The sequence below is a fragment of the Mesorhizobium sp. KACC 23794 genome (assembly GCF_052180275.1).
Taxonomy (GTDB): domain Bacteria; phylum Pseudomonadota; class Alphaproteobacteria; order Rhizobiales; family Rhizobiaceae; genus Kumtagia.
The window spans coordinates 6562283-6585719 of the sequence record NZ_CP197465.1 but is presented as its reverse complement, the minus strand read 5'-3'; the positions used below and the strand labels follow the sequence as shown (position 1 = coordinate 6585719).

The 23437-nt window shown below is 64.9% G+C and carries 20 protein-coding genes and 1 pseudogene; 11 read left to right on the top strand and 10 right to left on the bottom strand.

All coding sequences use genetic code 11. The features are described 5' to 3' along the window. Positions 1 to 107: 107 nt before the first annotated feature. Positions 108 to 995 carry an EamA family transporter gene (locus ACSBOB_RS31870; protein ID WP_442580020.1) on the bottom strand — a complete coding sequence of 296 codons (888 nt, stop codon included), beginning with the start codon at positions 993 to 995 and terminating at the stop codon, positions 108 to 110. A gap of 353 nt (positions 996 to 1348) precedes the next feature. On the opposite strand from ACSBOB_RS31870, the gene ACSBOB_RS31865 reads away from it, so the two are divergent. After that, complete coding sequence (locus tag ACSBOB_RS31865) at positions 1349 to 2248, top strand: ribokinase (protein WP_442580019.1); 900 nt, start codon at positions 1349 to 1351, stop codon at positions 2246 to 2248. 248 nt (positions 2249 to 2496) lie between these two features. Here ACSBOB_RS31865 and ACSBOB_RS31860 read toward each other — a convergent pair whose 3' ends face one another. Next, complete coding sequence (locus ACSBOB_RS31860) at positions 2497 to 3120, bottom strand: hypothetical protein (protein ID WP_442580018.1); 624 nt, start codon at positions 3118 to 3120, stop codon at positions 2497 to 2499. A gap of 128 nt (positions 3121 to 3248) precedes the next feature. Beyond that, a complete protein-coding gene (locus ACSBOB_RS31855) occupies positions 3249 to 4379 on the bottom strand; it encodes a flavin-containing monooxygenase (protein WP_442580017.1) in 1131 nt (376 codons plus the stop codon). Positions 4380 to 4562: 183 nt separating this feature from the next. On the opposite strand from ACSBOB_RS31855, the gene ACSBOB_RS31850 reads away from it, so the two are divergent. The 3 genes from ACSBOB_RS31850 to ACSBOB_RS31840 all read left to right on the top strand — a co-directional run bounded on the left by ACSBOB_RS31850 (position 4563) and on the right by ACSBOB_RS31840 (position 7537). Then, positions 4563 to 5921, top strand: coding sequence for a cytochrome ubiquinol oxidase subunit I (locus ACSBOB_RS31850; RefSeq protein ID WP_442580016.1), 1359 nt, complete (start codon positions 4563 to 4565; stop codon positions 5919 to 5921). Positions 5922 to 5997: 76 nt separating this feature from the next. Next, positions 5998 to 6366: an endonuclease domain-containing protein gene (locus ACSBOB_RS31845; protein ID WP_442580015.1), complete on the top strand. Its 369-nt coding sequence runs from the start codon at positions 5998 to 6000 to the stop codon at positions 6364 to 6366. Positions 6367 to 6532: 166 nt separating this feature from the next. Then, positions 6533 to 7537, top strand: a complete 1005-nt coding sequence (locus ACSBOB_RS31840) for a cytochrome d ubiquinol oxidase subunit II (protein ID WP_442580014.1) — start codon at positions 6533 to 6535, stop codon at positions 7535 to 7537. A gap of 24 nt (positions 7538 to 7561) precedes the next feature. Here the strand turns inward: ACSBOB_RS31840 and ACSBOB_RS31835 are convergent, their stop codons facing one another. Genes ACSBOB_RS31835 through ACSBOB_RS31825 form a run of 3 tightly spaced genes read right to left on the bottom strand, consistent with a single transcriptional unit; the run spans position 7562 to position 10826 of the window. Continuing rightward, positions 7562 to 9097, bottom strand: a complete 1536-nt coding sequence (locus ACSBOB_RS31835; RefSeq protein ID WP_442580013.1) for a DHA2 family efflux MFS transporter permease subunit — start codon at positions 9095 to 9097, stop codon at positions 7562 to 7564. Positions 9098 to 9147: 50 nt separating this feature from the next. Next, positions 9148 to 10335 (bottom strand): HlyD family secretion protein, encoded by a 1188-nt coding sequence (locus ACSBOB_RS31830; protein WP_442580012.1) that lies wholly within the window; start codon positions 10333 to 10335, stop codon positions 9148 to 9150. Between the two features lie 5 nt (positions 10336 to 10340). Beyond that, the gene (locus tag ACSBOB_RS31825; protein ID WP_442580011.1) at positions 10341 to 10826 is read right to left on the bottom strand and encodes a MarR family winged helix-turn-helix transcriptional regulator; all 486 of its coding nucleotides are present in this window, start codon (positions 10824 to 10826) and stop codon (positions 10341 to 10343) included. Between the two features lie 208 nt (positions 10827 to 11034). Here ACSBOB_RS31825 and ACSBOB_RS31820 point away from each other — a divergent pair, with 208 nt between their 5' ends. Further along, positions 11035 to 11907, top strand: coding sequence for a phytanoyl-CoA dioxygenase family protein (locus ACSBOB_RS31820; RefSeq protein ID WP_442580010.1), 873 nt, complete (start codon positions 11035 to 11037; stop codon positions 11905 to 11907). 254 nt (positions 11908 to 12161) lie between these two features. On the opposite strand, the gene ACSBOB_RS31815 is transcribed toward ACSBOB_RS31820, so the two are convergent. Then, positions 12162 to 13058, bottom strand: a complete 897-nt coding sequence (locus tag ACSBOB_RS31815; protein WP_442580009.1) for a LysR family transcriptional regulator — start codon at positions 13056 to 13058, stop codon at positions 12162 to 12164. Between the two features lie 95 nt (positions 13059 to 13153). On the opposite strand from ACSBOB_RS31815, the gene ACSBOB_RS31810 reads away from it, so the two are divergent. The 6 genes and pseudogenes from ACSBOB_RS31810 (at position 13154) to ACSBOB_RS31785 (ending at position 20210) form a co-directional block, all read left to right on the top strand. Further along, positions 13154 to 14797, top strand: coding sequence for an ABC transporter substrate-binding protein (locus tag ACSBOB_RS31810; RefSeq protein WP_442580008.1), 1644 nt, complete (start codon positions 13154 to 13156; stop codon positions 14795 to 14797). Positions 14798 to 15501: 704 nt separating this feature from the next. Next, positions 15502 to 16029 carry a sigma-70 family RNA polymerase sigma factor gene (locus ACSBOB_RS31805; RefSeq protein WP_442580007.1) on the top strand — a complete coding sequence of 176 codons (528 nt, stop codon included), beginning with the start codon at positions 15502 to 15504 and terminating at the stop codon, positions 16027 to 16029. Then, the gene (locus tag ACSBOB_RS31800; RefSeq protein WP_442583893.1) at positions 16029 to 16667 is read left to right on the top strand and encodes an NrsF family protein; all 639 of its coding nucleotides are present in this window, start codon (positions 16029 to 16031) and stop codon (positions 16665 to 16667) included. Before ACSBOB_RS31805 ends, ACSBOB_RS31800 begins: the two co-directional genes overlap by 1 nt. 129 nt (positions 16668 to 16796) lie before the next feature. Further along, positions 16797 to 16976: pseudogene (locus tag ACSBOB_RS31795) on the top strand (IS630 family transposase); the annotation flags it as partial. Between the two features lie 430 nt (positions 16977 to 17406). Then, positions 17407 to 18855 carry an NAD-dependent succinate-semialdehyde dehydrogenase gene (locus tag ACSBOB_RS31790; protein ID WP_442580006.1) on the top strand — a complete coding sequence of 483 codons (1449 nt, stop codon included), beginning with the start codon at positions 17407 to 17409 and terminating at the stop codon, positions 18853 to 18855. Further along, a complete protein-coding gene (locus ACSBOB_RS31785; protein ID WP_442583892.1) occupies positions 18852 to 20210 on the top strand; it encodes a four-carbon acid sugar kinase family protein in 1359 nt (452 codons plus the stop codon). Before ACSBOB_RS31790 ends, ACSBOB_RS31785 begins: the two co-directional genes overlap by 4 nt. Before the next feature lie 13 nt (positions 20211 to 20223). Here the strand turns inward: ACSBOB_RS31785 and ACSBOB_RS31780 are convergent, their stop codons facing one another. The 3 genes from ACSBOB_RS31780 to ACSBOB_RS31770 form a co-directional block, all read right to left on the bottom strand. Next, entirely contained in the window at positions 20224 to 21126 is a 903-nt protein-coding gene (locus ACSBOB_RS31780; RefSeq protein ID WP_442580005.1) for a DMT family transporter, read from the bottom strand. Positions 21127 to 21317: 191 nt separating this feature from the next. Continuing rightward, a complete protein-coding gene (locus ACSBOB_RS31775; protein WP_442580004.1) occupies positions 21318 to 22700 on the bottom strand; it encodes an aminotransferase in 1383 nt (460 codons plus the stop codon). A gap of 63 nt (positions 22701 to 22763) precedes the next feature. Beyond that, positions 22764 to 23432, bottom strand: coding sequence for a TetR/AcrR family transcriptional regulator (locus ACSBOB_RS31770; protein ID WP_442580003.1), 669 nt, complete (start codon positions 23430 to 23432; stop codon positions 22764 to 22766). Positions 23433 to 23437 lie beyond the last annotated feature (5 nt).

The following is a 23437-nucleotide window of genomic DNA, read 5'->3' as shown; positions in this document are numbered from 1 at the left end:
GAAACCGGCGGTGTAGACAGCCCAAAAAGCGAGCGGCGTTGAGCCCATTCGCGGCTTTTCGCGGCTCGGTTCTCATAAGGCTATGAAATGGTGCGATCTTTCGGGCTTCACGCAGCCTTGCGAAGCCCCAGCAGGCGCGGTCCGAACAGGTTCAGGCAAAGCCCGGCGATCACCAGACCGGAAGCCGCCAGCTTCCAGCCTTGCAGCGGCTCGCCGAGCAGCACCGCAGACCCCAGGAAGCCGAACACCGGCACCAGCAAGGTGAACGGCGCGACGGTCGAAACCGGATAGAGCCCGAGCAGCCGGCTCCATGCCGCGAAACAGAAAAGTGTCGAGAGATAAACGATATAGGCGATCGAGCCGGCCGAGACCCAGTCGAGGTTGGCGAAGCTCGAGACGAAATGGTCGGCATCCAACGCCAGCGCCACGACGATCAGCGGCGGCAGCGCGAACAGGCTTCCCCAGACGACCAGCGCCAGCACATCCACCGCCGCCCGTTGCTGGGAGATGCGCTTGGACACGATGTTGCCGCCGCCCCACGCTGCGGCCGCCGCGACGAGCAGCGCCAGACCCGCCAGCGTCACGTCGCCGCCGACATTCGCCGCCACCAGCCCGACGCCGCCGAAGGCCAGCACCGCGCCCGCCATCTGCCAGGCCGTCGGCCGCTCGCCCAGCATCAGCACCGACAGGCCGATGGTGAAGAACACCTGCAATTGCAGCACCAGCGACGACAGGCCGGCGCTCATGCCAAGCTTCATGCCGGTGAACAGGAAGCCGAACTGAAGGGCGAAGATGAGAAAACCGTAGGCTGCGATCAGCCGCAGCGACACGTCCGGCCGCCTGATCAGGAACACCCACGGAAACGCCGCCAGCGCGAACCGCGCCACGCCCAGCGCCAGCGGTGACACCTGTCGTAGCCCGAGCTTGATGATGGCGAAATTGACGCCCCAGATCAGCACGATGGTGAGCGCGAGCAGGAGATGGCGTGGCTGCATGGTTCGGCGCTCCCGGTGAAATGGTCGGATTGTCTTGGATCGTTGCTTTTCCGAAGACCCGATCCGCGCGGCCTCTCCCTGGCCGAAACCGGATCCGGAGGCCGGATCGATAAAGGCCACTCTGTGGCGGAAGCGCGGCGGTGAACTGCGCCACGCGGTATGTTGAGCTTGGCACACGATGACGCCGGCGGGCGCGTTGGCCGAGCCGGCAGCCGGCGCCACGCCATCGACACATCGGCGAAACGATAGCCGGCGACGGGGAACCGGTCCGCTTGGCCAGACCGGCTCCAGCCCATATTTCCATTGCCGCGCGGACAGGCTAGAGGTCGGCAAACAACAAAGGGGAGGCTGCCTTGATCACCGTCGTCGGCTCGATCAATCTCGATCTCATCGCCAATGTCGAACGCCTGCCGGCGCCCGGCGAAACGGTTCCCGGTTCGACCTTCCGCACAGCGCCCGGTGGCAAGGGCGCCAACCAGGCGCTGGCCGCGGCACGCGCCGGCGGCAAGGTGCGCATGGTCGGCGCCGTCGGCAAGGATGCCTTCGCCGCCGAGGCGCTGGCCCTGCTCGCCACCGGCAAGGTCGATCTCGACGGCGTGCGCGAGGCGGCGGCGGCCACCGGCGTGGCGCTCATCTTCGTCGATGGCAAGGGCGAGAACGTCATCGTCGTGGTTGCCGGCGCCAACGGCACCGTACTGCCGGGAGATCTCGCCAAGGCCGATTTCAGGCAGGGAGACGTCGTGCTGCTCCAGCACGAAGTGCCGCTGGAGACCGTCGAGACGGCCCTCGCTTCGGCCCGCGCCGCCGGGGCGCGGTCGATCCTCAACACCGCACCATTCCGGCCCGAGGCCGCCTATCTGCTCGCCATGGCCGACCATGTGGTTGCCAATGAGACCGAGTTCGACCTCTATGCGGATGCGCTGGGATTGGCAGGCGGCGGGCGAGAGGAACGCATGCGCGCCTTCGCCGTGCAGACCGGCCGCACCATCGTCGTCACGCTGGGCGGCGACGGCGTCATCGCGGTCGAAGGCGGCCGCCTGCTGCGCGTGCCGGCTCTGAAGGTGACGCCGGTCGACACCGTTGGCGCCGGCGACACGTTTTGCGGCTATCTCGCCGCCGGCCTGTCGGAGGGGCTGCCGCTGGAACCGTCGCTGGCCCGCGCCGCCGCTGCCGGCTCTCTCGCCTGCACGCGCAACGGCGCCCAGCCCTCCATCCCGCTGCGCGCGGAGGTCGAGGCGGCGCTCGGCACATAGCCCGGCAGATGGCTATATTGGCCTCGACGAGCGACATCTGCGTTTCGCCAAGGTTTGTCCTTGAAGCATGAGCGGCTTTGTAGCGGGGACGGGCAACTTGCCGGCGGCCTGCCGCGCTCTGCTGTCGCCCTTTTAACGCCATGTGAGATCAGAAGCGCGGAGGACAGAAGTTCCGCCTCGACCGCGGCAAAATCAAAAAGCGTGAAAGCATTTGGAAGATGACGAATGGGTCTATGAATGGCAACGGCCTAATAACCCCGATAAGGACGGATACTGCCGTTTGGTGTTAAAGACGGAGCGATCCTACTCACGATTACCGTGACCAAACCCGTCGGATTGTCTATGGTGCAGCCCGGAGAAAATTGCGGATCGGAAACGGAAGCCGTATAAAGCTCAACATAAACCTGCAATAATCTTAAATTTTCCCAATCGTTTACTAAGATAAACGGATAGTCGTACGCATCAAAATGAATAATATTATTGTCAACATCTCGAATCATGGCGTATCTGTCGGATTGACATTGATTTATATAGCGAAATGACTGCTCGGACAAATTGGTATTTGATCTGGATTTGAGGTCGTATTCGTTCAATGATTTCATTTTATCGAATATGTTTTCGACGAATTCTTCAACATTTTCACGAGCTTTATCGCGCTCTCTTTGCTCGGGCAGATTCAGTTCACGGCTGACCGAGTATACGGGACGAAGTGACTTTGCTTCCGCGCTCGAAATGCGCCGGAGGTTTCTGAAAAATGGTGAATCCCTGAGCGCGGAATTGCTCAGGGACATTCTCAGTCGCGCGACATTCGCGTGATGATTTGCCAGCGCACGGTTGTTGAAAAGACCTGGTCGATTCGGCCGTCGCCCCATGAGGGATATTTTCCAACGCAAATGTGATGTTCATTCAAAATTGCATTGTGAGAAAATTTCGTCAATCACGTTTGCAGTTGAGTGTGAACAATAAAGAGCGGAAGGAGTAACCAGCAACATATTTATAGCTATCTCGACTGCGTTCCGATTGAACGGGCAATCGCTTCTGCCTTGTCGGTCGCGTTCATGAAGCAGCCGCGCAGGTCTGCCCGCATGCCGGTGAACCACAGCCCCGGCAGGTTGGGATCGTTCTGCCCACCGTTGAACAGCGGCTTGCCGCGCGCGTCCAGCACGCCGAGGTGCCCCACCATCGGCTCCAGCCCGGTGCGATAACCAGTCGCGGCGATGACCACGTCCGGCTCGATCGAACTGCCGTCCTGCAGGATGACCTTCCGGCCGTCGAAGGCGCGGATCTCCGGGACGGCCTTGATGCGCCCGGCCTTCATCGCCGCGACAGCGCCGTCGTCGCTGGCGATCGCGACGCTGTCGATGGCGAGCCGGCTGGCCGGCCCGCCCGCGGGCGCAGGCAGGCCGAGCCGGCTCAGGTCGCCGAAACTCAGGCGCTGCACCGTCGAGATCACCCGGTCCGCTACCGCCAGCGGCAGCCGCGCCAGCATCGGCGATTGCTTGTGCACGGCAAGGTTGAAGACCCGCTTCGGCAGCACCGCCAGCGCATGCCGTGCCGATAGCCACAGCGGCCCGGTTTCCACCCGGATCAGATGGTTGAGCACGTCGATGCCGGAATTGCCCGCGCCCGCCACCGCCACGCTCAAGCCGCGATAGGCCGCTGCTTCGCCGAAATGCGCGGCATGCACGATCCGGCCGGTGAAGCCGGTCGAGCCCGGCCAGTCGGGAATGAACGGGACTTTGTCGCGTCCCGTGGCAATGATGACGTGCCGCGCCCGATAGCTGCGCCCGCCGGCCACTGCCTCCCAACGGTCGCCGGCGCGCTCCACCCGCTCGACGGTGGTGGAGAAATCGATGGCCAGCCCATGAAGGCGTGCAAAATCCTCGAACAGCGAGATCACCGCTGCGCGGCTGGGGAAGGCCGGCGTGCCGGCCGGATATTTGACGCCGGGCAGCACCGAGAGGTCGCGATGCGAGTTCAGCGTCAGGTTCTTGTGGCGCCGCCGCCATGGCCCGCCGAGTTCGGCGTCGCCCTCCAGCAGCCGCACCTCGACGCCGCCCCTTGCCAGCGCCTGCGCCGCGGCAAGGCCCGCGGCACCGCCGCCGATCACCAAAACTTCCGTCTCGATCATGCCACGCTCGCGTTCCGGCCGTTGCGGTGCCGGTGATCGGGCGGAAGCGTCGTCCTGTCAACCCGCGCCGGCCGGGTTGCGGCGGCAGGTGCGACATCGCGCCCCGCGTGTCGCCGTGCCGCTTTGACGGCGTGGGCGCCAGCACATACTCTACATTGTAGGAACCTGCCGGGGGCACGCTTCATGGACCCGCTCATTCTATCCCGTATGCAGTTTGGCGCGAACATTTCGTTCCATATCCTGTTCCCGACCATCACGATCGCGCTGGGCTGGGTGCTGCTGTTCTTCAAGCTGCGCTACAACGCCACCTCCGACACCGCATGGATGCGCGCCTATTTCACCTGGGTGAAGGTGTTCGCGCTGACGTTCGCGATGGGGGTCGTATCCGGCGTCACCATGAGTTTCCAGTTCGGCACGAACTGGCCGGGCTACATGGAGAAGGTCGGCAACATCGCCGGTCCGCTGCTTGCCTACGAGGTGCTGACCGCCTTCTTCCTGGAGGCGGCCTTCCTTGGCATCATGCTGTTCGGCTTCCGTCGCGTCTCCAACAAGGTGCACACGGCGGCCACCGTGCTGGTAGCCGGCGGCACCACGCTTTCCGCCTTCTGGATTCTGGCCCTGAACTCCTGGATGCAGACGCCGGCCGGCTTCGAGATCCGCGACGGCGTCGTCCATGTCGCAAGCTGGTGGGCAGTGATCTTCAATCCGTCCTTCCCGTACCGGCTGGTCCACATGCTGCTGGCGTCGGGTCTGACGGTCTCCTTCCTCGTCGCCGGCCTGTCGGCGCTGCGTTTCCTTGCCGGCGACCGCTCCGAATCCATGTGGAAGGCGCTGCGCACCGGTGTCTTCCTCGGCGCGATCCTGATCCCGATCCAGATCTTCGCCGGCGACCAGCACGGACTGAACACGCTGGAGCACCAGCCGCAGAAGATCGCGGCGATGGAGGCCAACTGGGAGACGAGGCCGAACGTGCCTCTGGTGTTGTTCGCCTGGCCGGACGAAGCCTTGCGGGAGAATTTGTTCGAGGTGTCGATCCCTGACGGAGCCAGCCTGATCCTGCGCCACTCCCCCGACGGCGTCGTGCCCGGCCTGAACGACTATGTCGGCAACCATCCGCCGGTGCTGCCGCTGTTCTGGGGCTTTCGCATCATGGTCGGCGTCGGCGTGCTGATGCTCGCCGTGTCGTGGACGGCCACCTTCTTCCTGTGGCGGCGCCGCACGCTGCCGCGGCCGCTGGCGATGCTGATGGTGCCGATGGCGCTGTCGGGCTGGGTCGCGACGCTGGCCGGCTGGTACGTCACCGAGATCGGCCGCCAGCCCTGGCTGGTCACCGGCATATTAAAGACCGCCGACGCCGTGGGTCCCGTCGCCGGCGGCCACGTCGCCTTCACGCTGGTGGTCTATCTCCTGCTCTACGCGACCCTGCTTGTCGCTTATCTCGGCACGCTGGTGCACCTCGCGCTGAAGGCGGCGAGAGACGGCGACAAATCGCCCTTGCCGGCGGTGCTGGACAAGCCCGCCGCGCAGCCGATGGCGGGGTGAGTTGGTCCTCCCCTGCGAAGCGGGGGAGGGGGACCACGCGAAGCGTGGTGGAGGGGGCAACAGACTGGAAACAAGGATGCGCGCACCAGAACCGACATTTGCTCGCGCTCGAGATTTGCGCCGGGATATGAGCCTTCCCGAGGTGTTGCTGTGGGATTGTCTGCGCGGATCGCGGCTTGATGGATTGCGTTTCAGGCGGCAGCATCCGGTCGGACCGTTCGTACTCGATTTCTACTGTCCATTGGCTCGTCTGGCGATTGAGGTCGATGGTGCGCATCATGACCTTCCGGGACAAATCCACAAAGACCATCGCCGCGATGCCTGCCTCGCGGAACATGGCATTCACACAATGCGGATCGCAGCTTCCGACGTGCTGGATGATCGTGCGCTGGAAGGAATGCTGGTGATGATTGCGGAAACGGCTGCCAGGCGGAGAAGCAAATGATGTTTATGCCCCCTCCACCACGCTTCGCGTGGTCCCCCTCCCCCGTAAACGGGGGAAGATCCAGAGTGTACCGGCAGCGTCGTTGGTTCCTCCCCTGCGAAGCGGGGGAGAGCGACCACGCGAAGCGTGGTGGAGGGGGCAGCAGCAGCAAGGGAGATTGCTACCCATGACCCTCGACTGGCCGACACTCCTCCCGCTGATCTTCGCCGGCCTGATGGGCCTGGCGATCCTCATCTACGTCGTGCTCGACGGTTTCGATCTCGGCATCGGCATCCTGTTCTCGCTGGCCGGTGACGCCGAGCAGGACACGATGGTCGCCGCCATCGGCCCGTTCTGGGACGCCAACGAGACCTGGCTGGTGCTGGCGGTCGGCCTGCTGCTGGTGGCCTTCCCGATGGCGCACGGCGTCATCCTCACCGCGCTCTACCTGCCGGTCTTCGTGCTGCTGGTCGGGCTGATCCTGCGCGGCGTCGCCTTCGATTTCCGCGCGAAGGTGCCGACGCATCGCAAGCACCGCTGGAACCGCATCTTCTTCGCCGGTTCGCTCACCGCCTCGCTGGCGCAGGGCTACATGCTTGGCGTCTATGTGCTCGGCCTGCAGACGGGCCTTGCGGCGGCTGCCTTCGGCGTGCTGGTGGCGTTCTGTCTTGCCGCCGCCTATGCCGCGATGGGTGCTGCCTGGCTGATCTACAAGACCGAGGGCGCGCTGCAGAAGAAGGCGGTGCTGTGGCTGCGCTCGGCGCTGGTGTTCACAGCGCTCGGCATGGCGGCCGTGTCGCTCGCCACGCCCTTCGCCTCGCCGCGGATCTTCGCCAAATGGTTCGTCTTTCCCGAACTTCTATGGCTGTCGCCGCTGCCGATCCTCTCCGGCCTGCTGTTCCTCTGGCTGTGGCGGCAGACTTTTCAAATGCCGAAACCGAACGACCGACATGCCTTGCTGCCCTTCCTGTCGCTCGCCGCCATCTTCACGCTGGGCTTCGCTGGCCTCGCCTGGTCGTTCTATCCCTTCGTCGTGCCCGAGAAACTGACCATCTGGCAGGCGGCATCCGCTCCCGAGGCGCTCGGCATCATCCTGGTCGGCGTATGCTTCGTGCTGCCGGTCATCCTCGGCTATTCCGTCTACGCCTATCGCGTCTTCGGCGGCAAGGCGGACGATCTGCGCTACGATTGAGGATTGTGCGGGCCGTCGAACCCGTCAATCCATATGGGCCGCCGGTGGCGCGGCGGCTCCGGCGACGGTAGCCTTGGGTTTGCGCAACAGCAGCGCCAGCGGGATGGCGCATAGCGTCACCATCATCATGAGCTTGAAGTCGTCGACATAGGAGATCAGCATCGCCTGAGCGTTGACCAGCAGGTCGAGTTGCATCAGCGCTGTCGGGTCGCTGTTCGCCGCCGCCGGCGACAGCGCCCTGAGCGTCGGGTTGAACGGGGTGATCGCCGCCGACAGCTCACTATGGTTGACCTGAAGATTATGCGTGAGCAGCACGGTGACCACCGAGATGCCGATGGCCGAGCCGAGGTTGCGCACCAGGCTGAACAGCGCCGCTGCGTCGGTGCGGAAACGCGGCTCCAGCGTCGCGAAGGCGACCGTCGACAACGGCACGAACACCAGGCCCAGCCCTAGGCCCTGGACCACGCCGGAGAAGATGATCAAATTGTCGTCCATCTGGGGCGAGAAGCCGGTCATGTCGTAGAGCGACCACGCCGTCAGCAGCAGCCCGGTGACCACCAGGATGCGGGCGTCGACGAGGCGCACAAGCCGCCCGACCAGCAGCATCGAGATCATCGTGCCGACGCCGCGCGGCGCCATCACCAGCCCGGTCAGGATGGTCGAGTGGTTGAACAGATTGCTGAGCATCGGCGGCAGCAGCGCCAGGCTGGCGAGCAGGATGATGCCGACGATGAAGATGAACACCAGCCCGGTGACGAAGTTGCGATCCTTGAAGATCGCCGGGTCGATGAAGGTGTCCTTGGCCGTAGTCAGATGCACGATGAACACCCAGAAGCCGGTGATCGCCAGCCCCAATTCGATCCAGATCTCGGGCGAGGCGAACCAGTCGACCTCGCCGCCGCGGTCGAGCATCAATTGCAGCGCGCCGACGCCGAGCGACAGCATGGCGAAGCCGAAGAAGTCGAAGCCGCGCAGCCGCCGCGCGATGCGCGGCAAATAGGCGGCGCAGCCGAGGAAGGCGAGGATGCCGACCGGCAGGTTGATGAAGAAAACCCAGCGCCAGCTCATCGTGTCGGTCAGCCAGCCGCCGAGGGTAGGGCCGATGATCGGGCCGACCATGATGCCGGCGCCCCACACGGCCATCGCCTGGCCGTGGCGCTCCTTGGGGTTGATGTCGAGCAAAAAGGTCTGCGACAGCGGCACGATCGCCGCGCCGAACACGCCCTGCATCAGCCGGAAGAACACCATGCTCTCCAGGCTCCAGGCGACGCCGCACATCATGGACATCGCGGTGAAGCCGACGATGGTGGTCAAAAACAGCTCGCGCCGGCCGAACCGGTCGGCCAGCCACCCCGTCACCGGCGTCATGATGGCGGCGGCGACGATGTAGGACGTCAGCACCCAGTTGATCGTGTCGCGCGAGGCGTCGAGGTCGCCGGTCATGTTCGGCAGCGCGACGTTGGCGATCGTGGTGTCCAGCACCTGCATGATCGTCGCCAGCATGATCGAGACGGTGATCAGGCCGCGATGCGGGACTTCCTGGAAAGGTGTTTGGGCCATGACGGGACGCTCCCCTCGCGGGAGCCCTTCATTCGAAGTTTGTGCGGTTGTTACTCCGCCGCGCTGGCCGCGCCGAACAGGCCGGCCACGTTGTCCGTCAGCCCGGCGAAGTTCGGCAGGCCGCGGCTGACGCCGGTGTCGACGGTGACGTCGGCGCTCATGCCGGTGCGCAGCGCCAGGTCGGTGGTCGGATCGACCTTGAGCCGCACCGGGATGCGCTGGGTGACCTTCACCCAGTTGCCGGTGGCGTTCTGGGCGGGCAGCAGCGAGAACTCCGCGCCGGTGCCGGCGCCGATCGCCTCGACGGTCGCCTTGATCGGCCGGCCGGGATAGGTGTCGAGTTCGATCTCGGCGGTCTGACCGGGTTTCATGTTGGTGAGCTGCGTTTCCTTGAAATTCGCCTCTACCCATGCCTCGTCGGTCTCGACCAGGCTGAACAGCGGCGTGTTCTCGCTGACCAACTCACCGAGCTTGAAGGACGCGGCCTGCGAGATCATGCCGTCTGCCGGCGCACGCACCGTGGTCTGCGCGAGGTCGTATGCGGCCTTGTCGCGCGCCGCCTGGGCGGTAAGCACGCTCGGATGGCTGTCGGTCTCTAGGTCGGCCTTGCCGCCGAGCGCGGCCAGCGCGCCGGTCACCGCTTCCTGCGCCGCCTGTTCCTGGTCCTGCGCCTTGGCGATGTCGCGCTGCGCCTCGTCGAGCAAAGCGCGCGAGCTGATGCCCTTGGCGGAAAGGTCTTTCTGCCGGTCGTATTCGGCCTGCATGAAGGTGACCTCGTTGGCGGCCATATGCTGCTGGGCGATCGCCTGGCTGTAATTGGCGCGCAACTGCTCGACCGCGATGCGCGCGGCGGCGAGGGATGCGTCTGCCTGTTCCAGCGCGATCTTCGAGGGCTGCGGATCGACGACGAACAGCACGTCGCCGGCCTTCACCAAGCCGTTATCGACGACATTGGTCTGGACGACGCGTCCCGCCACCTGCGCGGCGATGGTGACCACCGCCTGCTGCAGATTGGCGTTGTCGGTCTCCTGGTAGCGGCCGCCGGTCACCCAGACATAGCTGCCGCCGACAGCCAGCAGCAGCGGCAGCGCCAGCATGAGCACCAGCCGCGGGCTGCGGCGCTTCTTCGGCTGCGGGGCGGGAACTGGGCTGAGGGCCGCCGGGAGAGCGGGCATCGCCTGTTCCGGCGCGAGTTCAATCTTGCGGGCGTCTCCGTCCGCTTTCGCCATCGCGTTCATGTCTGCTATCCGTATTTCCGATTGTCTGTGGTCGTCGCAGTCGCGGCGGCGGGGTCGCCGTCGGAAAGATTGAGGGTGATCGCTTCCAGCGCTCGGATCAGGTCGCGGCGCTCGTCCGGCGAGACACCGGCCAGCGCTTCCTCGTAGACCTCGCCGGCCATGCCCTTGACGACATGGTAGGCATCGAGCGCCTTGGCGGTCGGGAAGATGGTGCGCACCCGCCGGTCGTTGGCTGCGGCGCGGCGCTCGATCCAGCCGCTTTCCTCCATCCGGTCGAGCAGGCGCGAGACGCTGATCGGCTCTATTTCGAGCAATTCCGCCAGCCGCGCCTGAGTGATGCCTTCTTCCTTGACGACGCGCACCAGGAGCCGCCAGTGCGCGGCGGAAACCCCGAGGCTGCCGGCACGCTCCTCGAAGCGCTTGCGTAGCACGCGCGCCGCGTCGTGGATGAGGAAGCCGAGTCTGTCGATTCCATAATTCATAAGCGCCATATATAATGAGCATGCTCACGAAACAAGGAGGACAAGCCCTGCCGTCAAAGGTTTTTGCGCTGCACCATGATTTTGCGGCCGTTGTGCCAGCGGCGGCGGCAACTTCGATTTTGCCGATTTCCGGGAAAGTCGTTCCCGCATTCCGCGCCTTATCGGTTTTGCCCGCGCCGATATCATCGCTGCAATCGAGACGGACGAGGACAGGCCGATGATCACTGCCGGGCAGGCGCGCGACGCCGTGGAGCAATACCGCGAGGAAGGTTACGCCATCGTCCGCGGCTTCGTCGACGGCGACGAACTGGAACAGTTGAAGCGCGAAACCCAGGCCGTCTACGAAGAAGGACTGAAGCACCACGCCACCTACCGGCACGGCAATTTGAACTTCCAGATCCTGCCGGAAGCCGACTTCGGCAAGCGTTACGTGCTGCAGGCCTACTGGTTCTCGTGGATCAACGCCTATTTCGAACGCTTCCGCCGCGACGAGCGTTACCTGATGCTGCTGGAAGGCCTGATCGGCCGCGACATTAAGCAGATCGCCCAGCAACTGCACTGGAAGCCGCCGGGCGCCAACCTCACCGGCTACCGCTTCCACCAGGATTTGCGATTCCGCACGCAGAGCGCCTTCGACAACATTGCGGAAGCCACCGTCACCACCGGCTTGGCCGTCGACCGCGCGACAAGGGAGAACGGCTGCCTGCAGGTGGTGCCCGGCAGCCATAAGCTCGGTTATCTCGGCCTGTCGGACGAAGGCACCGGCGAGTTGATGAAGGGTCTTACGGCGGAGGACGAACTGAAGGCGGTCGGCATCGATCCCGGCACCATCGTCAGCCTCGAACTGGAGCCGGGCGACCTCGCAATGTGGGGCCTGCTCACCGTCCACGGCTCGGCACCCAACAAGTCCGAACACGACCGCGCCTTTGCCCTGTCCAGCTACGTGCGCGCCGATACCACCCAGCGCGGCGAATGGGCTTTTCGCGATGGCGTCTCGACCCCGCTCGGCGACACGCCGCAACTCTGCAAATACGAAAAGCTCCACGAGGAGCCGGGGCCACTCTACGACACGCGGCAGTGGTGGAAGTAGTGCCACAAACCGCGCTTCAATCTGCAAATCCCGAAGGTGGGTGCTCTTCGGCGCCCGCCGTCGGCGCGCGTTTAATATTGCCACTCAAGCCCCCTCCACCATGCTTTGCATGGTCCCCCTCCCCCGCTTCGCAGGGGAGGAACCAGGGCGTACCGGCGGTGCCACCGCGGATCCTCCCCTGCGAAGCGGGGGAGGGGGACCGCCGTAGGCGGTGGAGGGGGCGCTATTGCTTGATCAGTTTCGCTACCAAGCCCTCACACCAGATCCGGCGACAGTTCCCGACCGAGAAACTCGACGAAAGCCCGCACCTTGGCCGCTACATAGGTGCGGTGCGGATAGACCGCGTAGATCGGGCTGGAGCCGGGCCGGAATTCGTCGAGCAGCACTTCCAGCTCGCCCGCCGCGATCGCCCTGTCGACCAAGAGGCTCGGCAGGTTGCCGATGCCGAAGCCGGCCAGCGTCATCTGGTAGGCGGCCTCGACGCTGTTGGTCGACACGCGCCCGCCGACGGCCGCGTTGAACGGCCCTTCCGGTCCGACGAAAGGCCAGGTGCCGATGCGCCGGGCAAAATTGCTGAGCACGCAGGAATGCGCCGCCAGTTCCTGCGGATGTCTCGGCCGTCCATGCTTTTCGAGGTAGCCCGGCGTGGCGCAGACATAGTTGCGCACCTGCCCGAGTTGCCGCGCGATCAGCGCCGAATCCGTCTGCGCCTCGAAGCGGATCGCCACGTCGTAGCCTTCCTCGACGATGCCGACGACGTAGCGCGAGGTCAGGTTGAATTCGATCGAGGCCTGCGGATTCTCGTCCAAAAATCTCGGCAGCAGCCTCGTGATGCGCGTCTGCGCGAGCACGTTGGAGCAGGAGATGCGCAGCAGCCCGCGCGTGGCGCTGTGCAGGCCGCGTGTCGAATCCTGCAATTCAGCGATCTCGTTGAGCAATATGCGCGTGCGCTCGCTGTATTCGCGGCCGGCCTCGGTGAGACCCAGGCGGCGCGTCGTGCGGTTGATCAGCCTGACGCCGAGGTCGTCCTCAAGCTCCTTGATCAGCCGGCTAACCGCCGTGGTCGACATGTTGAGGTCGCGCGCCGCCGCCGACAGGCTGCCCAGCGCGCAGGTGCGGTCGAACACCTTCATCGCCGCCAGAAGATTCATCGCCGCTCCTCGCCCGAAACTATCGCCGCTCTGCTTGCCACGGCCGGCCGCATCAAGTCCGTCCTAAAACCTTCAGAACAATGGGAGAAACTGACATGAAATCCAAGGACCTGCATCCGGCTATCCCGGGCTACGCCCAGGCCGCGCGCGACGGAAAACTCGACCGCCGCGAATTCCTGGCGCTGGCCAGCATCTTCGGCGCAAGCGCTGCCGCCGCCTACGGCATGATCGGCATGCCGCAACCAGCCGGCGCGCAGGAAGCCGGCGCGCCGAAGAAGGGCGGCGTGCTCAAGGTCAGCATGCAGGTGATGGCCATCGACGACCCGCGAAAATTCAGCGTCTCGCAGATGGGCAACGTCGCCATGCAGTTCATCGAGCCGCTGGTGCGCTGGAACCAGGACTTCACCTTCCAGCCGATGCTGCTGGAAGGCTGGGAGATCAGCGAGGACGCCAAGCAATATGTGCTGAAAGTGCGCCCGGGCGTAAAATGGTCGAACGGCGATGCGTTCACCGCCGAGGACGTCGCCTTCAACATCACACGCTGGTGTGACAAGGACGCCGCCGGCAACTCCATGGCCGGCCGCATGGGCGCGCTGATCGACCCCGACACCAAGAAGGCCGCCAGCGGCGCCATCGCCATCAAGGACGACCATACCGTGGTGCTGACGCTGTCGCGCCCCGACATCACCATCGTGCCGGCGATGACCGACTATCCGGCCCTCATCGTGCATCGCGGCTTCGACGCCGCCGGCAAGACGCTGGCCGAGCAGCCGATCGGCACCGGCCCGTTCGAGCTCACCGCCTTCGATGTCGGCGTGAAGGCCTCGGTGCGCCGCCGTCCCGAAGGGTCGTGGTGGGGTGGTGAGGTGTTTTTGGACGGCATCGACTGGACCGACTACGGCACCGATTCCAGCGCCACGGTCAACGCCTTCGAATCCGGCGAGATCGACCTCAACGGCCAGACCCAGACCGCCGATGTCTCCATCCTCGACGGCTTTGGTCTCAAGAAGTCGGAAATCGTCACCGCAACCACCATCGTGGCGCGCAGCAACGTCGCCAACAAACCTTATGACGACAAGCGCGTGCGCAATGCCATCCAGCTCGCCGTCGACAACGAGGTGGTGCTGAAGCTCGGTGCCGACGGCATGGGCACGGTGGCCGAGAACCATCATGTCGGCCCGATGCATCCCGACTATGCCGAGCTGCCGCCGATCCGCCGCGACCCCGAGAAGGCGAAGGCACTGCTGGCCGAGGCCGGCCAGTCCGACTTCGAGTTCGAGCTGATCTCGGTCGACGCCGACTACCGCAAGGAATCTTCCGACGTCATCGCCCAGCAGATGCGCGATGCCGGCTTCAAGGTGAAACGCACCATCTATCCGGAATCGACCTTCTGGAACGACTGGACGAAATACCCCTTCGCCACCACCAACTGGAACGCCCGCCCGCTCGGCATCCAGACGCTGGCGCTTGCCTACCAGACCGGCAGCGCCTGGAACGAGAGCGCCTTCTCCGATCCGGACTTCGACGCCAAGCTGCGCGAGGCCAACGCCATCCCCGACGCCGACAAGCGCCGTGTGCTGATGAAGGATCTCGAGCGCATCCTCCAGGATTCCGGCGTCATCGTGCAGCCGTTCTGGCGAAAGCTGTTCTGCCACATGAAGCCGACCGTCATGGGCTACCAGATGCACCAGGCCTACGAGCAGCATTTCGAGAAGACCTGGCTGGCGGAGCAGGCCTGAGCCTGGAAGGATTTCGACTCGCCCCAATGAAGAAGCCGCCCGCCAGCGGCCGGCGAGCGGAACATCCCGAGCTTTCGCCGCGCCCTGTGTGGGGCGAAGGTGCCGGCGGGACTTGAGGGGCGGCGCAACCGCCGGGCCTTGCCGGCAGGCATTCAACCGTCGCCGGGCGGCGGTTGAATGCCCAATCCATGCAGCACCCGCCTGGGGCACGTCTCGCAATCGCCGCCGCATAGCGACGCCGCCCCGGCCGCTCGCCCGTCGTCATCGGTCGGGCGGCCATCCGTCCTCCGGCCGTAGTGCCTGACGCCTGTGTCCGCAAATTCCGGGTTCGAAACGTCCATTGCGCGCTCCCCATGCCGTGCTGTGGGGCAGCCTAGCGGGACCGTGCCCCACGATAAGCCGCTGGCTCGGGGAACAACTTTCCCGTTTTGCGGGACAGTGCGGCCGGCACCATTGCCAGCGTCAGCCGCACGTCGCGCCCGCACTGCCGGCCTGGCTTAGAGCTGCGCATGTCCAAGTGCACCAAAGCCGGCCGGCGTCACTGTTCGGTTGACGGAGTATCGGCGGAGTGCGAAGCCGTCGCCTCAGACCGCGCTACATCAACCCCTCAATGGTTTCGTGATGACCGCATCCGCTCCGCTCCCGTTTTCAATAGCCGGCGGTGTAACAATTTCGTGCGCGCCGCGAAGTGTCGTGAGAACGCGGTGACGGCAGCCGAGGAAGCCGAACTGGCAAGGCTGTTCCGGGCCGCGTTGGCGGGCGACGAGAAGGCCTATGCCGTCTTCCTGTCGCGCGTGGCAGCCCTGGTGCGCGGCTTCGCACGCCGCAGGATCGACCATGGCATCGACCCGGGGGACGTGGTGCAGGAGTGTCTTTTGGCGATCCATACCAAGCGCCATACCTGGCGCGACGACGCGCCGGTGCGGCCTTGGATTTTCGCCATCGCCCGCTACAAGATCATCGACGCCTTCCGCCGCCGCGGTCGCCGCATCGAGGTCGATATAGCCGATTTCGCCGAGACGCTGGCCGAGCCGGAGCAGGAAAGCGTAAGCCAGCGCGAAGTCGAGCGGGCGCTGGAGCGCCTGCCGCCCGGCCAACGGCAGGTGGTGTCGTCGATCTCGGTCGAGGGCCGCTCCATCGCGGAGACCGCGCAGGCGCTGGGCATGAACGAGACGGCGGTGCGTGTCGCCCTGCATCGCGGGCTGGCGGCGATCGCCAAGGGACAGAAATGATGGACACGGAAAGCCTCATCAGGGGACTGGCCAAGGACACGTCGCCATCGGCGCCACGCCTGTCGATGGTGCTTGCGGGTGCTTTTGGCGCTGCCGTCGTTGCCGGCGGTTTGGCGTTCTTCGCCATGCTCGGGCCGCGTCCCGACATCGCCGCCGCTGCCGAGACGCCGCGTTTCCTGTTCAAGTTCGTCGTCACGCTCGCGCTGGCGCTCACCGCCGCAGGTGCCTTCGCCGCGCTGTCGCGTCCCGGCGCGCCCGTCGCGTGGGCCTCGCGCCTGCTGGCCGCCGCGCCGCTGCTGCTGCTTGCCGCCGTCGCTGTCGAGCTCTTCGTCATGCCCTCCAGCCTCTGGGAGACGCGCTGGATCGGCACCAATGCGGCCCTGTGCATGACCTTCATCCCGCTGATCGCCCTCGCTCCCCTGGCGATCCTGTTGTGGGCGATGCGCCAGGGCGCGCCGACAAGGCCCCGTGCTGCCGGCGCGCTGGCCGGCCTGCTGGCAGGCGGCATCGCCGCCACCTTCTACGCCGCCCACTGCGTCGACGATTCGCCGCTCTTCGTCGCTACCTGGTACACGCTGGCTGTCACGCTTCTGGCGTTGGTCGGCGCGGCGGCGGGTGGGCGACTGTTGAGGTGGTAGGCCAATCCGCCTCGACGTGTCGTCATGGTGCCGAGGGCGAGTTCCGGCTGCGCCTCCATCGCTGAAAGGGATCGGCGTGCTCAATCAGGTGCTGGTCGTCGGTAGCAAAAGCGGATGACAGATTAATGTGGCATGCCGGTGGTGGTCTGGTTCCAGAACGAGGCGCGCATCGACCAGAAAAAAGGCATTGTTCGGCGGTAGGCAAGACACGGCAGCCACCTGTGCCAGCCCGTCGACCTGCGCTACGAGAGCGCCTATCTGTTCGGCGCCATCTGTCCCGCGCGGGCGGTCGGCGCTGGTCTGACGATCTCTTCCAGCTTGCCGAAGCGATCCATCGGGGTGCGGTCCGGCGCATGCTGCTTGCGCCGCGGGCGGAGGTGGTTCTATTGCGAGTTTTCGTCCAGCCAAACTACAGCTCTTCTTCGGCAGCTTGTTCCACGCTGAAACACATCGATCGAAATCGTCGCGGGCTGGCCTGCCTGTTTTGCGGCATCGAATATTGAAGTCGTCATTCCGGGATGATAGCACGCAAAGTGCGAAATAAATCGACTATCGGACGGAGCGGTAGGGTCGCTATCGCAACGGGACATGCTGCTCCATGCTTGTCGGATCCAGCCTGCAGGAGTAGCCCAACCCTCGCCTTCGCTTCGCGGCGGAGGGTCTCGAAACGGCCCGAACCTCGCCGATAGCGCGGGCGGCCCTCCATCCATGTTCTGAATTCCGCGCCTCAAGGAGATTGGTGATCGTGTCTTACCCCGAACAAGTCTTGCTGCATATCAACGGGCAGTGGAAGCCTGCCGCGTCGGGCAAGACGTTGCCTATCATCAACCCGGCGAACGAAGTCGTTCTGGGTCGGCTCGCGCACGCCGAAATCGCGGATCTCGACGAGGCGCTGGAAGCGGCCGAGAAGGGCTTTGCCGTCTGGAGCAGGACGTCGTCCTTCGACCGTTACAAGCTGATGCGGAAGGCGGCCGAACTCGTTCGCGAGCGCGCCAGCGTCATCGCTCGCGCGATGACGGCCGAGCAGGGCAAGCCGCTTGCGGAAGCGAGGATGGAAACGCTCGCCGCCGCCGACCTGATCGACTGGTTCGCCGAGGAAGGCCGCCGCACCTATGGCCGCACCATCCCGGCCCGTCTCGGGGGCGTTAGCCAGATCGCGGTGAAGGAGCCGGTCGGTCCGGTGGCGGCGTTCACGCCGTGGAACTTTCCGCTCAATCAGGTGGTCCGCAAGCTGTCGGCGGCTCTCGCCACCGGCTGTTCCATCATCATCAAGGCTCCCGAGGAAACGCCGGCGTCTCCCGCTGAACTCGTCCGAGCCTTTGCCGATGCAGGGCTCCCGGCCGGCGTCGTCAATCTCGTCTACGGTGTGCCGGCCGAAATCTCCGCCTATCTGATCCCGCATCCCGTCATCAGGAAGATCTCGTTTACGGGCTCCACCGCGGTAGGCAAGCAACTCGCAGGCCTCGCCGGCCAGCACATGAAGCGGGTGACGATGGAACTCGGCGGCCATGCCCCCGTGATCGTACTCAAGGATGCCGATATCCAGCGCGCGGCGAAATTGATGGTCGGTTCGAAGTTCCGCAACGCCGGCCAGGTCTGTGTTGCGCCGACGCGCTTCCTGGTCGACGAGGATGTCTATGGCGAGTTCGTCGACAGCTTTGCGGCGCTGACCAGGGCGGTCAAGGTCGGCGACGGCCTTGCCGAAGGCACGATGATGGGACCGCTGATCAGCGAGCGCCGCATCGAAGCCGTGGGCGCGCTGGTGCAGGACGCCGTGCAGTCCGGTGCTGAACTGGTTGCGGGGGGCAAGCGGATCGGCAATTCCGGATATTTCTTCGAACCGACCGTTCTTTCCAACGTTCCGAGGACGGCGCGCATCATGAACGAGGAGCCGTTTGGTCCCGTGGCGCTGATGGTGCCCGTCAGCGGGTTGGACGAAGCCTTGGAGGAGGCCAACAGGCTGAACTACGGCCTCGCAGCCTACGGCTTCACACGATCGGCCGACAGTGCGGCGAGGATGTCGAGCGGAGTCCGTTCGGGCATGGTTTCGATCAACCATCTGGGTCTGGCGCTGCCGGAGGTTCCGTTCGGCGGCATCAATGATTCCGGCTATGGCACGGAGGGCGGCGCCGACGCTCTGGAGCCGTATCTCAACACCAAGTTCGTCACGCATCTGCGGGCCGAATAGACCGGCAAAGTTGGCCGGGCGGGGCCGGCACTGTCGACCCCGCACATGGAGCGTGCCGTTCCGGCCGGCGCGAGGAGGGGCACACGAGCTTCAGGTTTGCCGTCGTCGCCGACGACTTCACCGGGGGGCTGTTTGTTGCCAGCCAGCTCGAGCGGCGCGGCATCCCCGTCGTTTATGTCTCGGACGCCGACGTTCTGCCCGATATCGGCGACCAGGAGGTCGTTGTCGTGGCGACCCGGCTGCGCTTCCTGTCGAGCACGGAAGCGGTGGCCAGGCTGGATGCTCTGACCACCGCGCTCGACGCTGTCGGGACGCGTCGGATCTTCTACAAATATTGCTCTACCTTCGATTCGACGGATGCGGGCAATATCGGCCCGTGCGCCGACTTCCTGATGCGGCGGTATGGCATGGAAAGGCTGGTGTTCAGCCCGGGTTATCCGGATTTCCGCACCTACGTGCATGAAGGCTATATGTTCTACAAGGACCGGCTGATCTCCGAGTCGATCAAGCGCTTCGATCCGATCACGCCGATGAACGATCCCGACATGGTGCGGGTGCTGCAGCGTCAGACGCGCGAAACCGTCGGCCTCCTGCCGCACCGGGTCTTGCATGGCGGTGTGGACGCGGCGCGCGGCTTTGTCCGCGAGCAGCAGGACAGGGGCGTCCGCTATTTCCTGATGGACTGCGTCGACAATGACGACGTCGCCTGTGGCGCCGCGATCTTCCGCCACGATCGTGTCACTACTGGTGCGGACGCGCTGGCCGTCGAACTGGCGATGCAGTGGCGTCAGGAGGAGCGGGCTTTCGTATCCCATACTCGCGCGCAAGCCGTTCGCGGTGCCGGCGGAGCGGCGGTATTGGTCGGCAGTTGCAGCCAGATCTCGATTGTTCAACACGACCACTTCGCCCGTGCCAATCCGGTGCTGGACCTGGATATCCGCGAAGCCGACGAAGTCCGCCTGGCCGGTCAGGCGCTCGCCTGGGCGGGCCGGCACCTCGAAGAGGGCAGGGCTGTGGGGCTGTCCGTGGCGGGCGACCCCGCACAGGTTGCGCAGGCACAGGCGCTGTTCGGCGTGATGGGCGCGGCGCGCAAGGCCGAGGCGATCCTGGCGACGGTTGCCAAAGGTCTCGCGGAGCGCGGCGTGCGCAAGTTCGTGGTTTCGGGCGGCGAGACCTCCGGCGCGGTGGTGGAGGCTTTGGGCATCCAGCGCATGCAGGTGCTGCCGTTCGACGAGCTCGGTGCGGGATCCTGCATCTCCCTGGACGAAAGGCGCATATCGCTCTTCCTGAAGCCGGGGAAGATCGGGGCTGCGGACGTCTTTTCTGCTGCGCTGGCGAAGATGAGAACACCCTAGCCGGCCGAGATCCTCAGCGTATGCCTGACGGATTCGCGGATTTGATCTTCCGCGCGCGTTCGCGCAGGACCGTGAGCAGGCCGGCGCCGGCAATGACGGCAATGCCCAGTATCGCGAGCAGGTCGGGATATTCGTTGAACAGGAGGATGCCGAACAGCATCGCCCAGCCGAGTTGCGAATAGGCGACCGGCGCTATCTGGTTGGCATTGCCGCTGCGGGCGGCCGTGACGAATGCCAACTGGCCGAGGCCCACGCACAACCCCGACAAGGCCATGAAGAGGAGGTCGCGGGCGGAGGGCGGATGGAACCCCCAGGTCGCCGTTCCGATCGCATTGAGCAGGATGAGGTAGACGAACAGCGTTCCCAGTATGCTGGTCTTCTTCGCGGTCGATCCGAGCTTGCGCATGATGATGATCGATGTGCCGGTCGCAAATCCCGCGATCGCGGCGCTGACATGTCCCGGATGCAGTTCCTGGAAACCTGGCTTGACCGCCAGCAACACGCCGCCGAAGCCGAGGATGACCGCCAGCCATCGCCACGGCCCCACATATTCGTGGAGGACCAGAACGGACATGATGGTGACGAAGAACGGCGCGAGGAAAAGCAGCGAGTAGGCGTCGACGAGGGGGATGGTGGTGAAGGCGTATATGGCGCAGACGCTCGTCACCACGCCGCATATGGCGCGGAAATGAACCAGCCAGGGGCGGTTCATCTTCCAGAAGTCGACCCAGCGCTCGTTTTCGTGGCGGCTCGCCAGCACCACCAGCGCCGCGAAAAGATTTTCGAAGAGGCCGATTTCAAAGACGGTCAGCGGACCGTGCAGCGCCTTCGTGAACGCATCGGACATCGAAAAGCAGGCATAGGCCGTGAAGGCGCAGGCATAGACATTCGTAAGGACGGCCTGCCGGGTCTGCATGCGTGCTGCCTTCGATCGGAGAGCGGCCCGTGCGGCAACCGCTTCCAGGGAGGATGAGGGCAGGGAGGGGCAGCACCGGATGAGGCCGCCGGTGGCGCTCCGGGTCTATACCGGACCCGGGAAGCGCTTTTTGTCATTGTCCCTGGCGGTTCAACGGCGCGCAAACCGCGTTTGGCCTTCGCCGGCCGGCTCTAGATGCTCTTTTCTCTGACGGCCTTTTCGGTGTCGCGCAGCGCCTTTTCCAGCTTGCCGCCGATCTCCTCTATGTCCTTCTCATCGATGATGAGGGGCGGGCAGAAGCCGATCGTATCGCGCATGGCGCGAACTACCAGGCCGTGCTCGTAGGCTCTGGCGGCAAGCTGTGCGCCGATCAGACGCGCCGGCGCGAAAGGCGCGCCGGTGGAAGGATCCTCGACCAGTTCGACGCCGTACATCAGCCCCACCCCGCGCAGGTCGCCGACGATGGGCGAGCCGTCCGTCGCCTGCTTCAGCCGTTCGCGCAGGAGCGGCCCCATCTTGCGCACGCGGCCGACGATATCCTCCTCCTCGTAGATCGCCACGGTTTCGGCGGCCACCGCCGCGCCCACCGGGTGCGCCGCATTGGTGAAGCCATGGCCGAAGGACGTGCCGGCCTCGTTGTAGCGCTCGACCGCCTCGACGATTTTCGGCGAGACGACCACCGCGGCGAGCGGGAAGTAGGACGAGGTGATGCCCTTGGCGAGCGACATCATGTCGGGCACCATGCCGACCGTCTCGCGACCGAACCAGTTGCCCGTCCGGCCGAAGCCGCACACGACCTCGTCGTCGAGGCAAAGGATGTCGTACTTCGCCAGAACCTTCTGGATGGCCGGGAAATAGCCTTGCGGCGGCGGCAGGATGCCGCCAGCGGCCATCACCGGCTCGGCGATGAAGGCGGCGATGCTGTCGGGTCCCTCGCGGACGATCATGTTCTCGAGCTCGGCCGCCAGACGCGTCACGAAATCGGCTTCGCTCTCGCCCTTCTGGCGGACGCGGTAGCTGTTCGGATGCAGCGTGTGGAGGAAGCCCGACAGCGGCAGGCCGAACTCCCGGTGCATCATTTCCAGGCCGCACATCGAGCTGGCCACGATCGTCGACCCGTGGAAGGAACGGTCGCGTGCGATGATCTTGCGCTTTGTCGGCTTGCCGCGCCCGGCATGGTAGAGCCAGGCAAGCTTCACCATCGTCTCGTTGGCCTCGGACCCGGAGGTGACGAAGAACGTCTTACCGTCTTTCATGCCCGTCACTTCGACAAGCTTCTTGCTAAGCGCCGCGGCTTGCGGGTTCGTGCGCCCGTAGAAGCTGTGATAATAGCCGAGCTGCTCGTACTGCGCGGCCGCGGCCCGTCCGAGCCGTGCGTTGTTAAAGCCCAGCGACGCGCACCACAGCCCGGCCATGGCGTCGATATAGCGCTTGCCGCTTTCGTCGATGACGTGAGGCCCGTCGCCCTTGACGACGACATAGGCGCCTTCGCGCGACAGCGCCTGCGGATTGGTCTGGGAGTGCAGGTGATACGCGAGATCCGTCGCGTTGGTATCGGTCATATTGGACGGCATGATGAGACCCATCGGCTGGCTGGGAGAGAGATGGTCAAATCCTATTGATAGAAAATTCGATTTTCAACGACAATCTTCGCTGTTCGAGTCGTCTGCCGCCAGTACATCTATGGCCGACAGGGACTGCGGGTCGGCATCCCTCGGTTCGAGGTGTCCCGGAAGATAGATGCGCAGATAGGAGACGGACGCTTCCGCCGAAGCGGCGACCATCTCGGGCGTGATACAGCCGAAGCGGCCATAGGAAAACGCCCATATGCCGTCCTGCTGGGCCAGCGCCACGGCGATCTTGGTCTGGAAGTCGCGTATGTAGGGCAGGTGGAAATAGGCCTCCAGCAGCCTGACGCGTGAGCGGGCCACGGCCTCGTTGCCGGCCCAGTCCGTGGCGCGGACGTCGACGCTTACGCCGGCCCCCAGGAACAGGCGCAGGGCCGCCGGATGCGCATTCAGGAAGGCCGCTCCGTTCCGCTGCTTGGTGGCGACCACCTCCTGCCATGAGGCGGGCGGCGGGTTCATCGGCTCGATGGCGAGGCGGTAGAAATGCTCGTTGAAGCGCCTCGCGAGAGCGACGAAGGCGGCGTTCCTGTTGGGGAAGAAATGGTAGACGGATGCAAGCGGTATGCCGGCGTGATCGGCGATCTGTGCGAGGCTGACATCCTCGTTGCTCTTCTCCGCCAGCAGGAACTCGGTCGCGTCCAGAAGGTCATGGACGCGCTTGATGCCCCGGTTCCTCATCTGCC

Excerpts from the sequence above, each read along its gene's own strand:
- ACSBOB_RS31870 (WP_442580020.1), bottom strand. The coding sequence starts at position 995 with ATGCAGCCACGCCATCTCCTGCTCGCGCTCACCATCGTGCTGATCTGG.
- ACSBOB_RS31860 (WP_442580018.1), bottom strand. The coding sequence starts at position 3,120 with ATGGGGCGACGGCCGAATCGACCAGGTCTTTTCAACAACCGTGCGCTG.
- ACSBOB_RS31855 (WP_442580017.1), bottom strand. The coding sequence starts at position 4,379 with ATGATCGAGACGGAAGTTTTGGTGATCGGCGGCGGTGCCGCGGGCCTT.
- ACSBOB_RS31850 (WP_442580016.1), top strand. The coding sequence starts at position 4,563 with ATGGACCCGCTCATTCTATCCCGTATGCAGTTTGGCGCGAACATTTCG.
- ACSBOB_RS31845 (WP_442580015.1), top strand. The coding sequence starts at position 5,998 with ATGCGCGCACCAGAACCGACATTTGCTCGCGCTCGAGATTTGCGCCGG.
- ACSBOB_RS31840 (WP_442580014.1), top strand. The coding sequence starts at position 6,533 with ATGACCCTCGACTGGCCGACACTCCTCCCGCTGATCTTCGCCGGCCTG.
- ACSBOB_RS31835 (WP_442580013.1), bottom strand. The coding sequence starts at position 9,097 with ATGGCCCAAACACCTTTCCAGGAAGTCCCGCATCGCGGCCTGATCACC.
- ACSBOB_RS31830 (WP_442580012.1), bottom strand. The coding sequence starts at position 10,335 with ATGAACGCGATGGCGAAAGCGGACGGAGACGCCCGCAAGATTGAACTC.
- ACSBOB_RS31825 (WP_442580011.1), bottom strand. The coding sequence starts at position 10,826 with ATGGCGCTTATGAATTATGGAATCGACAGACTCGGCTTCCTCATCCAC.
- ACSBOB_RS31820 (WP_442580010.1), top strand. The coding sequence starts at position 11,035 with ATGATCACTGCCGGGCAGGCGCGCGACGCCGTGGAGCAATACCGCGAG.
- ACSBOB_RS31815 (WP_442580009.1), bottom strand. The coding sequence starts at position 13,058 with ATGAATCTTCTGGCGGCGATGAAGGTGTTCGACCGCACCTGCGCGCTG.
- ACSBOB_RS31810 (WP_442580008.1), top strand. The coding sequence starts at position 13,154 with ATGAAATCCAAGGACCTGCATCCGGCTATCCCGGGCTACGCCCAGGCC.
- ACSBOB_RS31800 (WP_442583893.1), top strand. The coding sequence starts at position 16,029 with ATGGACACGGAAAGCCTCATCAGGGGACTGGCCAAGGACACGTCGCCA.
- ACSBOB_RS31780 (WP_442580005.1), bottom strand. The coding sequence starts at position 21,126 with ATGCAGACCCGGCAGGCCGTCCTTACGAATGTCTATGCCTGCGCCTTC.
- ACSBOB_RS31775 (WP_442580004.1), bottom strand. The coding sequence starts at position 22,700 with ATGCCGTCCAATATGACCGATACCAACGCGACGGATCTCGCGTATCAC.
- ACSBOB_RS31770 (WP_442580003.1), bottom strand. The coding sequence starts at position 23,432 with ATGAGGAACCGGGGCATCAAGCGCGTCCATGACCTTCTGGACGCGACC.